Raw genomic sequence first — 13,643 nt, forward strand, 5'->3', positions numbered from 1 at the left:
GGAGATAGTTATGACTTCAGTTTCACCGACTTCACCGGCCGGGCCGCAGGCGCCGCCCAGCAAGAAGACGCTGCGCAAGGTTGCCTTCGCCAGCGCCGCCGGAACCACCATCGAGTTCTACGACTTCTTTATCTACGGCACCGCCGCCGCCCTGGTCTTCCCGGTCGTGTTCTTCCCGGCGCTGGGACCCGCGGCCGGCACCATCGCCTCCTTCGGCACGTTCGCCGTCGCCTTCTTCGCCCGTCCCGTCGGCGCGATCATCTTTGGCCACTACGGAGACCGGATTGGCCGGAAGAAAACCCTAATCACCACGCTGCTCATGATGGGCATCGCCACCGTGATGATCGGACTCATTCCGGACGCCAACACCATCGGTGTGGCAGCGCCCATCATGCTGGTGGCGCTCCGCTTCGTGCAGGGCCTCGCTGTTGGTGGCGAATGGGCCGGCGCCACGCTCCTTGTTGCCGAATATGCTCCCGTGGGAAAACGGGGGCTGTTCGGCTCCTTCCCGCAACTCGGCCCCTCGGTTGCCTTCGCCCTGGCCAGCGGCACATTCCTCCTCACCAACCTGACGCTGGGGGACAAGTCCGAAGCCTTCTTGACGATCGGCTGGCGCGTGCCGTTCATCCTCAGCGCAGTGCTCGTCCTCGTGGGCCTGTGGGTGCGGCTGAGCATCGAGGAAACCCCGGTCTTCAAGAATGCCGCCAAGGTCACCAGTACCAGCACCAAGTTGCCCATCTTCGAATCCATCAAGCGCCAGCCGCGAGAAATCCTCCTCGCCGGCGGCTCCTTGACGCTCCTGTTCGCGTTGTTCTACATTGGCACCGCCTACCTCACCAGCTTTGCCACGAGCCCCACCGGCATGGGTCTGAGCCGGGTGGAAGTGCTGAGCACCGGCATCGTCGCATCGCTGTTTGTCGCCGTAGCCACCCTGGCCTCCGGCGTCCTCTCGGACCGCTTCGGCCGCAAGAAGGTCATCGCCACCTCCTGCATCCTGGCCGTGCCGTGGTCCCTCATGCTGTTCCCGATCCTCAGCGCGAACACCGTCTTCGCCTTCGGTCTCGGCCTCACCGTCACCCTGGTGATCTTCGCCATCGCCTACGGCCCCGCCGGGGCTCTTCTGCCGGAGCTCTTTGAGACCCGCTACCGCTACACCGGCGCCGGCATGGGCTACAACCTCGCCGGCGTTATCGGCGGAGGCATTGTCCCCCTCGTGGCGGCCCAGCTCGCCGTCACGACCGGTGCGTGGTCCATCGGGATCCTGCTCGCCGGGATCGGCGTGTTCAGTGTGCTCTGCACCCTGGCCCTGCCCAACCGCGAAAAGCAGGGGCTGGACGACGGCGGTCCGCAGACCTCCTCGAAGCACGTGGAAGAGGCAGCATTTATCGAGCCCGTCGCCGGTCCCTAGGGATCTGAGCCGGGGTCAATCGAGACTGCGGGTTCCGGGTATTGGGGGATCCGCGGGCGGGGGCGGGGTTGCCGGTGAAAACCGGCAGCCCCGCTTTACGGGATGAGTCCGAGCCGGCGGGCCGCGGACACGGCCTCGAGCCGGTTGTGCGCGGAGAGCTTGGCCATCGCGTTTTGCAGGTAGCTCTTGACCGTCACCGCTTTCAGGCCCAGGCGTTCCGCGGTTTCCTGGTAGGAACAGCCCAGCGCCACCTGCGCCAGCACATCAAGTTCACGGCGGGCCAGCGTAGCCGTCGGATGGATGCCGACGGCGGACGGCGGCGCCAGATGACCGCCGATGATGTCCAACTGCCGCGCCAGGTCAGGATCGGACACCGTGCCGGCCAGGGACCGCAGCTCGGCATGGGCTTCCCGGACGTGCTCCAGCCAGATCCGGTCCAAGGCCTGGGCAGGCTCGGCCCGTGCCGTATTGATAATCGAGACCCGCCGGTCCACCTCGTCCCGGACGCGGAGCTCAGCAGCGATCTCGGCGGCCGCCTCCATCGCCTCGCACAAAGCGTTCTCGCCCAGCGGGGCGCTGTCCCTGCTGGCGATGTACAGCACCGCGCGTGACCGGCCCTGGACCACCACAGGGACGGCCGCCATTGAGGTCAGGCGTTCCCGCCGGACGGCGAGGTCGTATTCATGGGTGATTCCCTCGGAGGCGATGTAGTCCTCGACGTGGTAGGGCCGCCGCTGGGTGAAGACGCGGCCGCCGAGGCCCGTGCCGGGGACGACGACGAGCTGTTGCAGGCTGGACGTGGCGGTGCCAAGGAAGTCCGTCAGCTGCAGCAGTTCGCCGCTGGCCAGCCCGGCGAAAAGCACGGCGGGCCGGAACTTGCCGGAGAGCAGGCGCAGGGAGGCGCGGAGCAGCTCCCTGTCATCGGGGCGGGAATAGGCGTTCGGCTGCATGAGTCCTCTCCTGGTGCCGCTAAGCCCGTCACTGCGATGTGGCGGGAAGTCAGTGTTGAGGCCTGCCGGCCCGGGCTAGTCGCTGAAATCGCCGGCGTTGCGGCGGAAGGTGCCCAGGATCCGGATCAGCTGGTCGACATCCTGCGCCGCGAAGCCGGACTGGGCGAAGACCTCGGCGTTCAGTGCCGCCGTCGCCCTTTTAGCCAGCGTACGCCCTTCCTGGGTGAGTTCAATGAGGGTGGTGCGTCCGTCCGTGGGATGCGGCGAGCGGTTCACCAGCCCGGCGCCCTGCAGCCGGTCGACGGCGTTCGTCACCGAGGTGGGATGGACCTGCAGCAGCGCGCTTGCCTTGTTCATGGGCAGCGCGCCGCTGCGGGCGAAGCTCAGCAGGGCGAGCAGTTCGTAGCGGGCAAACGTCAGCCCGAACGGCTTCAGGATGCCCTCGATCCGGGCCAGCAGGATCTGCTGGGTCCGCATGATGGCGGTGATGGCCGCCATCGGTGCGGCGACGTCGGACCAGCCGTGACGTTCCCAGTTCAGCCGGGCGTCAGCGATTGGATCACGCGGCAGCGGCGTTGACACGGAGCCCCCAGCTTCTCATCCTGCATCTCATGGGATTCAGCCTAGCTTCCGGCGGGGCTTTTCAGGCCGGGGAAGTCGGCTTCGGAGTACTCGGTGCCGAGGCCGGCCGGGACGGTCCCGCCGCCGTGGCGCAGTTCTTCGCTGTTGCGCAGCTCGACACGCCGGATCTTGCCCGAGATGGTCTTGGGCAGTTCGGCGAATTCCAGCCGGCGGATCCGCTTGAACGGGGCCAGATGGTCGCGGCAGTACCGCAGGATGTCCTCGGCAAGTTCCGGGCCGGCCTCGTGCCCGGCCGCCAGGACCACAAACGCCTTGGGCACCGAGAGCTTGAGCGGGTCCGGGGAGGGGACGACGGCGGCCTCGGCCACCGCCGGGTGCTCGATCAGCACGCTTTCCAGCTCGAACGGGGACAGCCGGTAATCGGAGGACTTGAAGACGTCGTCGCCGCGGCCCACATAGGTGATGATGCCGCGCTCGTCCCGGCTCGCCATGTCACCGGTGTGGTAATAGCCGTCGCGGAACGCATCCGCCGTCTTTTCGGGATCACCGTAGTACGCCTTCATCAGCCCGACGGGGCGGGGGTCAAGGCGCAGGCACAGCTCGCCGTCGTCGCCCTCCTCACCCGTCGCCGGGTCCACGAGCACGACGTCGTAGCCGGGCAGCGGCTTGCCCATGGCGCCGATCTTGATCGGCTGGCCGGGGGTGTTGGCGATCTGCACCGTGGATTCGGTCTGGCCGAAGCCGTCGCGGATGGTCTGTCCCCAGGCGCGCTGGACCTGGTCGATCACCTCGGCGTTGAGCGGCTCGCCGGCGGAGACCACCTTGGTGGGCGGGTTCTTCAGCAGGGTCAGGTCGGCCTGAATGAGCATGCGCCAGACCGTGGGCGGGGCGCAGAAGCTGGTCACGGACTCGCGGTCCATCTGCTCCATGAGTGCCTTGGCATCGAAGCGTTCGTAGTTGTAGATGAACACACAGGCTTCGGCGATCCAGGGCGTGAAGACGTTGGACCAGGCGTGCTTGGCCCAGCCGGGCGAGGCCACGTTCAGGTGCACATCGCCGGGCTCCATCCCGATCCAGAACATGGTGGACAGGTGGCCCACCGGGTAGGAGGTGTGCGTGTGCTCCACGAGCTTGGCCTTGGAAGTGGTTCCCGAGGTGAAGTAGAGCAGCAGGGTCTCGTCGGCCCGGGTCGGCGCGTCCGGGGTGAAGGCCTCCGGCGCGCCGGAGGATTCGCTGTACTGCAGGTCGGCTTTGTTGACGGCGGTGTTGCCGGGGTCACCGCTGATTTCGATCAGGGTGTAGTCGCCCGGGACCTCGTCGAACTTCTCGATATTGGCACTTCCGACGGCGGCCCAGTTCGCGCCGCCGCGCTCCACCCGGTCCTTGAGGTCCGCCGGCCCCATCAGGGTGGTGGTGGGGATCATAACGATGCCCAGCTTGATGCCGGCGAGCATCAGTTCCCAGAGTTCCACCTGGTTGCCGAGCATGATGATCATGCGGTCACCGCGCCGCACACCCTGGTTGCGCAGCCAGTTTGCCACCTGGGCCGAGCGCCGGGACAGGTCCTCGTAGCTGCGCCGCGTGGCAGAGCCGTCCTGCTCCACGATGACGAGGGCCGGGTTGTTCGCTTTGGCCGGGTCCGCCGCGATCTGGTCGAACCAGTCCAGGGCGAAATTGAAGTGCTCAAAGCGCGGCCACTGGAACTCCCGGCGCGCCGACTCGTAGTCCTTGCGGAGGTCAAGCATGCGGTCGCGTGCTACGCGGAATTCCTCAGTGACTGTCATGGTGCACCTTTCAAAGTCTGGTGGCGCAGCCGCTTCAAGCCCGGCGCCGTTGCCCGGAGATCACGAATTGTCTAGTGATCCCCATCACTGTGCAATATACTAGGACATCCAATGGTTTGGAAGCGCCGACCCGGTTCATGACCGGATCACTACGAAGGGATACATGCCCGTGCAGCCACAAGGACGTGCCAGCGGACAGAGTTTTACTAAGGATGACGCAGCGCCTGAAGGCGTGGCGGCACCGCCCTACCCGGATGCCGATCTGATGTACATCGTCGACCTGCTGCCACCGGAGGAACAGTCCCGTTACCTGGAGATCCGTGACTTCCTCCAGTCCCGGATCCGGGCGGCCTCGATCGATTACTGGAACCGTGAGGAATTCCCTTTTGGGCTGCTCGCCGAGCTTGGCAAGTACGGCCTGGGCAACCTGCAGACGGACGGGTCGTCCAAGCTGTTCAAGGGCCTCATGTACGTCGAGGTGGCCCGCGCCGATGTGTCCCTCTCGGCCCTCGTGGGGATCCACAATGAGCTGATCGTCGGCATCATCGACCAGCTCGGCTCTGAGGAACAGAAAGCGCGCTGGCTCCCGGGGCTTACCGCCCTGACGCAGATCGGCGCCTTTGCCCTGACCGAGCCGGACCACGGCTCGGACATAGCGGGCGGGCTGGCCACCACGGCACGGCTGGAGGGCGGAGAGTGGGTCATCAACGGCGCCAAGCGCTGGATCGGCGCCGGCACCATTGCGGACTTCGCCGTGGTGTGGGCGAGGGACGTCGCGGACCAGCAGATCAAGGGCTTCATCGTCGAGACGGACCGCCCCGGCTACACCGCCACCAAGATCTCGAATAAAATCGGGCTGCGGATCATGCAGAACGCGGATATCGTGCTCGACGAGGTCCGCATCCCGGAGTCCAACCTGCTCCCCGGGGCCACGGACTTCTCCAAGGCCAATGAGCTGTTGCGCGATTCGCGCGCCTGGGTGGGCTGGCAGGCCGCCGGAATCCAGCTGGCCGCGTTCGACGTCGCGCGTTCCTATTCGCTGGAGCGGAAGCAGTTCGGCAAGGAACTGGCGCGCTTCCAGCTGATCCAGCAGCAGCTGGCCGAGATCCTGGGCAACGCATCCTTGTCGCTGTCGCTGATGGCGCAGCTGGCCAGGATCCAGGAGGACGGCAAGCTCGAGATGGTCCAGGCAGCGATGGCCAAGTCCACCACCACCCGGCTGGCCCGGGCATCGGTGGCGATGGGCCGCTCGCTGTTGGGCGGCAACGGGATCAGCAGCGACTACGAGATGGGCAAACTCTTCGGCGATGCCGAGATCCTGTACACGTATGAGGGCAGTTACGAGATCAACTCGCTGATCGTGGCCCGGGCCGTGACGGGGAAGTCCGCGTTCGTCTAACGCAATGAGGTGCCGGCCGGGATGATCCTGACCGGCATCTCAGTGCCGCAGGGTCCCCGGGTCCCGCGGGACCCGGTCAGGGCAGGAACCGATTTCTCCGGATTCCGGACCAGCACCTCCAGCATTTTCCATTCCGTCGGAGTGAGCCGGATGTCTCGGCCGTCGCGGGCGACACGGTGCTTTCCGAGATCCATGGTGAACGCCTCTGTTGTGACGCCCGGTTCCTGGTCCGGGCCGGCGCTGCGGCGCACAAGGCGCGCAGCCGCGCCGGAGTTCATCCAGCCGAAAGGCTTCGTGATGCAGTCGTCGGCGCCGGCGTCCAGGGCGTCCATGGACCCGTCGTCGCGCACACGATCGCATCGTTCCGGCTGACCTCACCGCGCCCCCAAACAACGACAAACGCCCCTCCCGAGGAATCCTCGATCGGGGCGTTTGTGGACTTGGGGAAAGCATGGCGGCCGGCTGGCCGGTGCTGCTATCCGGAGTATTTAGAGCGGGCGGATGTTCTCGGCCTGCGGGCCCTTCGGGCCCTGGGTGACGTCGAACTCGACCTTCTGGTTCTCGTCCAGCGAGCGGTAACCGCTGCTGGCGATTGCCGAGTAATGCGCGAAAACGTCGGCCGACCCGTCATCCGGGGCAATGAAGCCAAAACCCTTTTCAGCGTTGAACCATTTAACTGTGCCTGTAGCCATGCCATATCCTTCTGAAATGCTGCTGATCTCCGGCGGCCCTGAGGCCAACGGCTGCGGAGACATTCGTCCGCTGTTGCCAAACCTACGGGGCCGGGGGCCGCGGTGCAAGGGTCCAACGGGGGCATTTCGTCCCGTCCCGGGACTATAGTCGGGGCAATATGACAACAGTGTCGGTGGTTATCCCGACCCGGAACGACGCCGAGATGCTCGCTGTCTGCCTCGCCGCACTCGCCCGGCAGACCCGGCCGGCCGATGAAATCGTCATCATTGACTACGCCAGCACGGACAACACCGCGGAGCTCTGCGCCGCCGCCGGGGCCCGGCGGATCGCCGTCGAACTCCCGGGTATCGCCGCCTCCACGGCGTACGGATTCGACGAGGCGCGCTTCGAGCCGATTGCCAGGCTGGACACGGACTCGATCCCGCCCGCGGACTGGCTCGAACGGGTCGTAGCCGTCCTGGAAGAGGCAGGCCCGCTGTCCGCCGTGTACATTCCCAGGTATTTCTGGGCCATCGGAGGACTGCTGGGTCATCCTCCGCTGTTCGGCTCGAATTTCGCCCTCCGGTCCGACGTCTGGGACCGGATCCGGGGTTCCGTGCATCGGGGCCTTCCGCCAGTGCACGATGATCTGGACATTTCCTACCAGATCCCGCCCGAAGTCACGGTGGTCGCCGACCCCACCCTGCGCGTGCAGGTCTCGGCCCGGCCGCTGGCGAGCTGGCACTCCTTCGGGCGCCGGCTGTCGATGGCGTGGACCACTTTCGGTGTCGAGCTCAAGCAGGAGGCCCCGTTCCGGCGGCGGCGGCGCCGCCGTCTTTGGGAACGCGACCACCGGCGCTAGGCGGGTCCGTAGTGCGCGATCAGGTCGCGGCTCATCTGGTGCGGCGAGGTCTCACTCGGGCTGCCGCGGTACACCGCGATGCGGGCGCCGATGGACTGCGCGAAGCGACGGTGCAGCGCCAGCGGCCAGAGGTCGTGTTCTCCGACAGCGACGAGCTTCGGCAACGCCGCCGCCGCCAGCACCGCTCCCAGATCCGGCGCGTGCTGCATCAGTCCGACGATGTCGCGCACGGAACTCCGGCGGGTGAAACGCGCCCACGAAGTCGATGTCGTGAAAGTACTCGACGCCGGTAATCGGGTCGACGTTGAAGAGGGAGTTCTCGCTGGCCTTCACCGAGTGCATCAGCACACGCCAAGTCCACACCGGAACCCGCCCCAGGACGTTCCGCGCCCGGCGGGCCACAGCGAAGCTGCCACCCGGTTCTTGCGGCCGGTGCCGGGACAGCTGAAAGGACGGCTGGTGGTGCGTTGGCTGGCGGGCCGGTGGGGTCATATTCCCATTTTATCTGGCACAACTGTGCTACAGCTGTAAGGCGGGCCTGCTCTGGCCCGGGGCCCGGTGCGGGCGGCGGCACGGCATGCCCGGGTCACGGCTCCTCGCGGATGGTGCCGGCCGCGCCGTCGACGGTGACCGTCTGGCCGGTCCGCAGCCGGGTGGTGGCGTCCGGGACGCCCACGACGGCCGGGATGCCGTACTCGCGGGCCACCACGGCCCCGTGGGATATAACCCCGCCCATTTCCATGACGAGCGCGCCGGCCGTGAGGAACAGCGGCGTCCAGCCGGGGTCCGTCGAGGGGGCCACCAGGATTTCGCCGGGTTCCAGGTGGGCGCCCACCGGGTCCATGATCACCCTGACCCGTCCGGTGGCGGTGCCTGCCGAGGCCGGTGTTCCTGCCATGGCCCCGGACTCCGGTGACTTCGCCATCATGGCGGCCTCGACGTCGGTGCCGTCCGAGAGCAGCAGCCGCGGGATGCGCCGGCGTCGCAGTTCAACGTCGTACAGCCGGCGGCGGTCCGCGATGATGCCGTGCAGGTCCGCGCCGCGCAGACCCACACGGATCTCGTCGAAGTCGAGGAAGAATACATCATCGGCGGCGGCGATGGTGCCGGTCGAGGCCATGTCCGCCCCGATCCGCTGCAGCTGCCGGTGCATTTCGCCGAGCACCAGCACGATGTCGAACTTGGGAAGTTCGCGCAGTCCGGCCAGTTGCCGCACGCGGCGCAGGCTGAACTCCAGCGCCCGGGCGCGCCAGGGGCTCCGGGCCCGCGCCTTCTCCACCAGGCTGCGGATCCTGTCCTCCGCATGCTCAGCGGCCCCGGCAAACTGCCGGTCGGGAGCCTGCTCCGGATCCTCGACCCGGAGGTAGTTGGAGATCACGCCGAGGATGTGGTCGGGCTGCTCGGACCAGCGGGGCATGCCGAGGTCTATTTCCGCCACGGCGCGGTGGCCGTAGCGGGCGAGGAAGCCGCGCACCCCGGCCTGGGCCTGGGGCGGCAGCGCGCCGGCGAGATATGCGGCGGACAGCTCCTCGGGGCGCTTCGCCAGGAATTCCCCGCGCGACACCGGGTCATCGCCGATGGCAACGGCGAGCTGCCACAGTTCCAGGTCCATTTCGGTCGTGATGTTGTGGGGCAGGCCGCGCAGGACAGCTTCCAGCTCCCGGGGTGGCGCGATGCCGCGCAGCAGCCGCCGGGCGACGGCCAGCATGATGTAGCCAACGGACGGGCCCGGGAGGGTGGCCCGGATCAGTCCGTCAACCGTCCGGCCCATGATCTGCTCGGTGAATTCGAGCCGCCGGGCGGAACTGGCGGGTTCGGCCAGCCGGAGCGCGGATTCGAGCTCCCTGCTATAGTTCTTCGCCCGCCGCAGCTCAGCGGCGGGCCGGCAAGCGGCCCGGATCATGGCGGGAATGAGCCCCGCGATGAGGCCGAGGCTGCCTTTTTTTTCGGTGCTGCCGGTGCGCCCGGGCGGTGGCGGGAGGCTGCGCCGGGCCCCGGCCTTGCGCAGGGTTCGCAGGAACGGGCGTTCGACAATGCCGAACCTCGGATCTTCGAGCAGGGCCGGGAGCACGGCACCGGATCTTCCGTCCGCGAGGGGGAGCATCCGCAGGAGGTAGGCGCGGCCGGACTTGCTGCGGACCACCGGCGTCAGGTCCACGTACATCCGCATCCCAGGGTTGACGTACCGCCACGGCCCCTTGCGGTTCCGCATCACGCCGAGGACGGCCAGACCCAGCGGCGTGATCGGCCGGGTCAGCCCCTGGAAGAGGGTGCCGCAAAGGTACACCCGGGTGGGGGCGCCCGCGCCGGCGGCGGCGTCTTCGGGCGCGGGCTCGGGCAGCGGATACAGCGTGGTGATGGCGCGTGACTGGGTGAGCCAGCTCCGGCCGTCGGTGCCGACCGCCCATTCGACGTCCTGGGGCGCCCCGAGGAGGTGCTGGACGCGGGTTCCCAGCGCAGTGAGTTCCTGCAGCTGGGTCCCGCTCAGGGCCGGGGCGCGTCCGGGGACCGTCCTTCCCGGCGTTCGAAGCCTGACCGCGCCGGAGGCCGTGTCCAGCACGAACTGGTCCGGGTTGACCGCTCCCGAGACCACGGCCTGCCCCGAGCCCGGGCTCGCTTTGATGACGGTCTCCGTCCGGGTCCCGGTGACGGGGTTTGCGGTGAACAGCACTCCGGCCGAGGCGGCGTCGACCATGGCCTGGACGACGACGGCGAGCCCGACGTCGCGGTTGCTGATCCCGCAGGCGGACCGGTACGCCACCGCCCGGTCGCTCCAGAGGGACGCCCAGCAGCGCCGGACCGCGGCGACCACGGCGTCGGCGCCGATCACGTCGAGGTAGGAGTCCTGTTGGCCGGCGACGCTGGCGAAGGGCAGGTCTTCCGCCGTGGCGGAGGAGCGGACGGCCACCGCCAGGGTTCCGCCCATGTCCGCGTAGGCGGCGCGGACGGCGGCATCCACCGCGGGCGGGATCGGCGCTTCCTCAATCAGCGCCCTGGCCCGCGCGGCAACAGTGCCCGGCGCTGCCCCGGATGCCGGGGTTCCCGCCCCAGACCGCGGCGCGTCGAGCTCGGCTGCGAGGGCTGCGAGTCCGGGTGGTTCGGCCAGTTCGTAGGCAACGGTGGTCAGGCAGAACCCGAGCGGCACCGGCAGTCCGGCCGCCACCAGCTTGCCGAGGTTCAGGGCCTTGCCGCCCACCAGTTGCAGGGGCGCCGTGCCGGTCCCGCTGAGGTCCAGCACGAGGTGTCCTCCGCGGGAACTGCTGGCCGAGGGATCGGGATGTGGAGAATGCATGGCGGGCCCCTACGAAACGTCCGTTGGACTGCCGGTGTCCTCCCACAATACGTCCGGGTTCCGGTAAACCGGCGGCCCATCGCGGCGGGCAGCCATCCGTGCGGCGCAGACGGAGGCCTCGGTCCTGGCCGGCCGGCCCAGCGCTTCAATATCCTCGATGCGGGAAGCCTGGATTTCGATGATCTGCGCGAACCTGGCCATGACGGCTCCTCGACGGCGGCGGATGCTGATGCGCTTCACGCTAGACCCCGCGCCCAGGCAGAACAAGAGGCAGAAGCCCAGGCAGACCAAGAGCAAGGACAGGCGGCGGTACAGGGCCTGCTCAGGAGGCCGCGCCAGGGCCGGCGCAGGGGCCGGGCAGTTTTCCGGCGCGGCCCCTGTCGGGCATGCCCTTAGGGGGTCAGCAGGACCTTGATGGCGCGTCGTTCGTCCATGGCGCGGTAGGCCTCCGCGGCTTCCTCCAGCGGCATAACGACGTCGAAGACGCGGCCGGGGTTGATCGTGCCGTCGAGGACGTCCGCCAGCAGTTCAGGGATGTAGGTGCGTGCCGGGGCCATGCCGCCGGCAATGGAGATGTTCGTGTCGAAGAGGTAGCGCAGCGGGACCTCGCCGCCGCCGGTGGGGACCCCGACAAAGCCCAGTGCGCCGCCCGGGCGGGTGCTGTGCAGAGCCTGTTCCATGGATTCCTTGGTCCCGACGCACTCAAGCACGGAGTCGGCCAGCACTCCGCCCAGGAGCTCACGGACCTTGGCGACGCCGGCGTCCCCGCGCTCCTCCACGATGTCGGTGGCCCCGAATTCGCGGGCGATCGCCTGGCGGTCGGCGTGGCGCGACATCGCGATGATCCGTTCCGCCCCGAGCCGCTTGGCGGCCAGGACACCGCAGAGTCCGACGGCGCCGTCGCCCACCACCACGACGGTCCGGCCCGGACCGGCCTTCGCGGCGAGGGCCGCGTGGTGGCCGGTGGCCATCACGTCGGACAGTGTGAGCAGGCTGTTCCGGAGGGCGTCATCCGGCTCGGTGATGCCGGGAACCTTGACCAGGGTGGAGTCGGCCAGCGGGACGCGGACCGCCTGGCCCTGCCCGCCGCCGATGCTCAAGCCCGTGTCGTCCTTGCCGCCCCAGCCGGCCAGATGGGCGCAGGCCACGGTGACGCCGTTGAGGCACTGGGGGCAGGCCCCGCAGCTGATCACGAACGGTGCGATCACGAGGTCACCGACGGCAAGGCCGGTGATCCCGGAGCCGATGCTCTCCACGGTGCCGATGAACTCGTGGCCGATCGCGGTGGGCCTGCGGGTGGGCCGCACGCCCCGGTAGGGCCACAGGTCCGAGCCGCAGACGCAGGAGGCGGTGACCTTCACAACGGCGTCGGTGGGCAACTGGACCGTGGGGTAGTCGCGGTCTTCAACCCGGATGTCGCCGGGGGCGTGGATGATTGTGGCGCGCATGGAGGCTCCTCGCATGGGGGTGGGCGGTCTTGGACCGAGTTTAGTCCTCCGGCCCGCCGGGGTCCCTGCGGGTCCCTGGCCTGCGGCGCGGCCCTTGTGCTTGCCGCTGTCCCTGCCCTTGTATTGACGCCAAGGGCACCAGCATGAACCGCATCCACCTGGCCGCCGCCTCGTTGGCCGCCTCCTGAAAGGAACTGGCATGACCTACACGCTCCCCGCCAACATCGTGGAACGGCCCATTACCGTCATCGGCGGCGGAACCCTGGGCCGGCGCATCGCTTTGATGCTTTCGCTCCAGGGCGCCGAGGTGCGCGTCTAAGACATAAGCCTCGCCGTGGCCAGGGCCGCGCTCGAGTACGCCGCCACGCAGCGCTACCGGGCTGTGGAAGAGCTCGGGGGCAACCCGGCGGTCCGGCTCGCGGCGACGGACAATCTCGTGGATGCCCTGCGGGATTCGTGGCTGGTTGTCGAGGCGGTCCCCGAAAAGCTTGGGCTCAAGCAGGCAATTTTCGCTGACCTTGCGATCAAGCGCGAATCGCTGCTGGTCGTGGCCGAAGGCGTAGCCGAGCCGCGGGACGTGGACGCTTTGTTCGCCGACGTCTTCAAATCCGAAACCACTCCTTTCCGCTTCATGGACGAGGTGGGCCTGGACGTGGTCCTCGACATCGAAAACCACTACTGCGAGCTGGCCGGGGTTGAGAACAAATCAGCCCCCATGCTGCAGGAATACACCGCCAAGGGCTGGCTGGGGGTCAAAAGCGGCCGCGGCTTCTACAACGATTACGCCTGAGCCCCGTGGCTGCTTCCCCGCGAGGTCTCCCGCCCCCGACGGCCCGCACCACAGCCAACGCGGGGTCAGATACGGCCCATTAAGCCGCCCGGCATGGGCCGTATCTGACCCCGCGTTGCGTTTTGGAAACCGAGACTCCGGAACCAGGTCCCCGACGAAATTCCGCCGTCCACGCGCAGCTCAATGCCCGTGATGTACGCGGACTCGTCGCTGGCCAGGAAGACGGCGGCGGTGGCCACGTCCCAGGCGGTGCCCATATGGCCCAGGGGGCCTAGGCGTGCCGCTTCCTGAGCATTTCCCCGCGCTGCCCGTCCGCGTAGGCTCCGGCAGGCGTCGCTTAGCAGGCGCAGGGACCCACGGTGCCGCGGGCTTCCACCAGCCACTCCGCCACCCACCCGGGTAGTCGCCCATGCCCCGAATAGTCCACCCGGTCAGGTGGTTGCGGGCCACTCCGGC

Annotated in this window: 14 protein-coding genes; 4 read left to right on the top strand and 10 right to left on the bottom strand. The window is 68.2% G+C overall.

Annotation, left to right across the window (positions count from 1 at the left end):
* Nucleotides 1-10: 10 nt before the first annotated feature.
* Nucleotides 11-1,408, top strand: coding sequence for an MFS transporter (locus ACZYX4_RS09590; RefSeq protein ID WP_463875347.1), 1,398 nt, complete (start codon nt 11-13; stop codon nt 1,406-1,408).
* A 95-nt stretch (nt 1,409-1,503) separates the two neighbouring features.
* Here the strand turns inward: ACZYX4_RS09590 and ACZYX4_RS09595 are convergent, their stop codons facing one another.
* The 3 genes from ACZYX4_RS09595 to ACZYX4_RS09605 all read right to left on the bottom strand — a co-directional run bounded on the left by ACZYX4_RS09595 (nt 1,504) and on the right by ACZYX4_RS09605 (nt 4,724).
* Nucleotides 1,504-2,358 (bottom strand): LuxR C-terminal-related transcriptional regulator, encoded by an 855-nt coding sequence (locus ACZYX4_RS09595; RefSeq protein WP_463875348.1) that lies wholly within the window; start codon nt 2,356-2,358, stop codon nt 1,504-1,506.
* A gap of 75 nt (nt 2,359-2,433) precedes the next feature.
* Nucleotides 2,434-2,940: a MarR family winged helix-turn-helix transcriptional regulator gene (locus ACZYX4_RS09600; protein ID WP_463875349.1), complete on the bottom strand. Its 507-nt coding sequence runs from the start codon at nt 2,938-2,940 to the stop codon at nt 2,434-2,436.
* A 41-nt stretch (nt 2,941-2,981) separates the two neighbouring features.
* Complete coding sequence (locus ACZYX4_RS09605; protein WP_463875350.1) at nt 2,982-4,724, bottom strand: AMP-binding protein; 1,743 nt, start codon at nt 4,722-4,724, stop codon at nt 2,982-2,984.
* Between the two features lie 265 nt (nt 4,725-4,989).
* On the opposite strand from ACZYX4_RS09605, the gene ACZYX4_RS09610 reads away from it, so the two are divergent.
* Entirely contained in the window at nt 4,990-6,123 is a 1,134-nt protein-coding gene (locus ACZYX4_RS09610; protein ID WP_463875571.1) for an acyl-CoA dehydrogenase family protein, read from the top strand.
* Here the strand turns inward: ACZYX4_RS09610 and ACZYX4_RS09615 are convergent.
* Together ACZYX4_RS09615 and ACZYX4_RS09620 are read right to left on the bottom strand one after the other, a co-directional pair.
* A complete protein-coding gene (locus tag ACZYX4_RS09615) occupies nt 6,120-6,473 on the bottom strand; it encodes a response regulator transcription factor KdpE (protein ID WP_463875351.1) in 354 nt (117 codons plus the stop codon). The two genes, ACZYX4_RS09610 and ACZYX4_RS09615, sit on opposite strands and share 4 nt — an antisense overlap.
* A 138-nt stretch (nt 6,474-6,611) precedes the next feature.
* Nucleotides 6,612-6,815 (bottom strand): cold-shock protein, encoded by a 204-nt coding sequence (locus ACZYX4_RS09620; protein WP_013599688.1) that lies wholly within the window; start codon nt 6,813-6,815, stop codon nt 6,612-6,614.
* A 158-nt stretch (nt 6,816-6,973) separates the two neighbouring features.
* Between ACZYX4_RS09620 and ACZYX4_RS09625 the strand changes: the two genes are divergently transcribed.
* Nucleotides 6,974-7,657 carry a glycosyltransferase family A protein gene (locus ACZYX4_RS09625; protein ID WP_463875352.1) on the top strand — a complete coding sequence of 228 codons (684 nt, stop codon included), beginning with the start codon at nt 6,974-6,976 and terminating at the stop codon, nt 7,655-7,657.
* Here the strand turns inward: ACZYX4_RS09625 and ACZYX4_RS09630 are convergent.
* From ACZYX4_RS09630 to ACZYX4_RS09645, 4 genes are all read right to left on the bottom strand, one after another.
* A complete protein-coding gene (locus ACZYX4_RS09630) occupies nt 7,654-7,887 on the bottom strand; it encodes a hypothetical protein (RefSeq protein WP_463875353.1) in 234 nt (77 codons plus the stop codon). The genes ACZYX4_RS09625 and ACZYX4_RS09630 overlap by 4 nt on opposite strands.
* A 356-nt stretch (nt 7,888-8,243) precedes the next feature.
* On the bottom strand, nt 8,244-10,949 hold the full coding sequence (locus tag ACZYX4_RS09635) for a PEP/pyruvate-binding domain-containing protein (protein ID WP_463875354.1): 2,706 nt from the start codon (nt 10,947-10,949) through the stop codon (nt 8,244-8,246).
* 9 nt (nt 10,950-10,958) lie between these two features.
* On the bottom strand, nt 10,959-11,150 hold the full coding sequence (locus ACZYX4_RS09640; protein WP_463875355.1) for a hypothetical protein: 192 nt from the start codon (nt 11,148-11,150) through the stop codon (nt 10,959-10,961).
* A 191-nt stretch (nt 11,151-11,341) separates the two neighbouring features.
* Nucleotides 11,342-12,397 (bottom strand): zinc-dependent alcohol dehydrogenase family protein, encoded by a 1,056-nt coding sequence (locus ACZYX4_RS09645; protein ID WP_463875356.1) that lies wholly within the window; start codon nt 12,395-12,397, stop codon nt 11,342-11,344.
* Nucleotides 12,398-12,731: 334 nt separating this feature from the next.
* On the opposite strand from ACZYX4_RS09645, the gene ACZYX4_RS09650 reads away from it, so the two are divergent.
* Nucleotides 12,732-13,187 (top strand): 3-hydroxyacyl-CoA dehydrogenase family protein, encoded by a 456-nt coding sequence (locus ACZYX4_RS09650; RefSeq protein ID WP_463875357.1) that lies wholly within the window; start codon nt 12,732-12,734, stop codon nt 13,185-13,187.
* A gap of 65 nt (nt 13,188-13,252) precedes the next feature.
* Here the strand turns inward: ACZYX4_RS09650 and ACZYX4_RS09655 are convergent, their stop codons facing one another.
* The gene (locus tag ACZYX4_RS09655; RefSeq protein WP_463875358.1) at nt 13,253-13,582 is read right to left on the bottom strand and encodes an SDR family oxidoreductase; all 330 of its coding nucleotides are present in this window, start codon (nt 13,580-13,582) and stop codon (nt 13,253-13,255) included.
* Nucleotides 13,583-13,643: the final 61 nt, after the last annotated feature.

The sequence above is a fragment of the Pseudarthrobacter leeuwenhoeki genome, assembly GCF_055412885.1.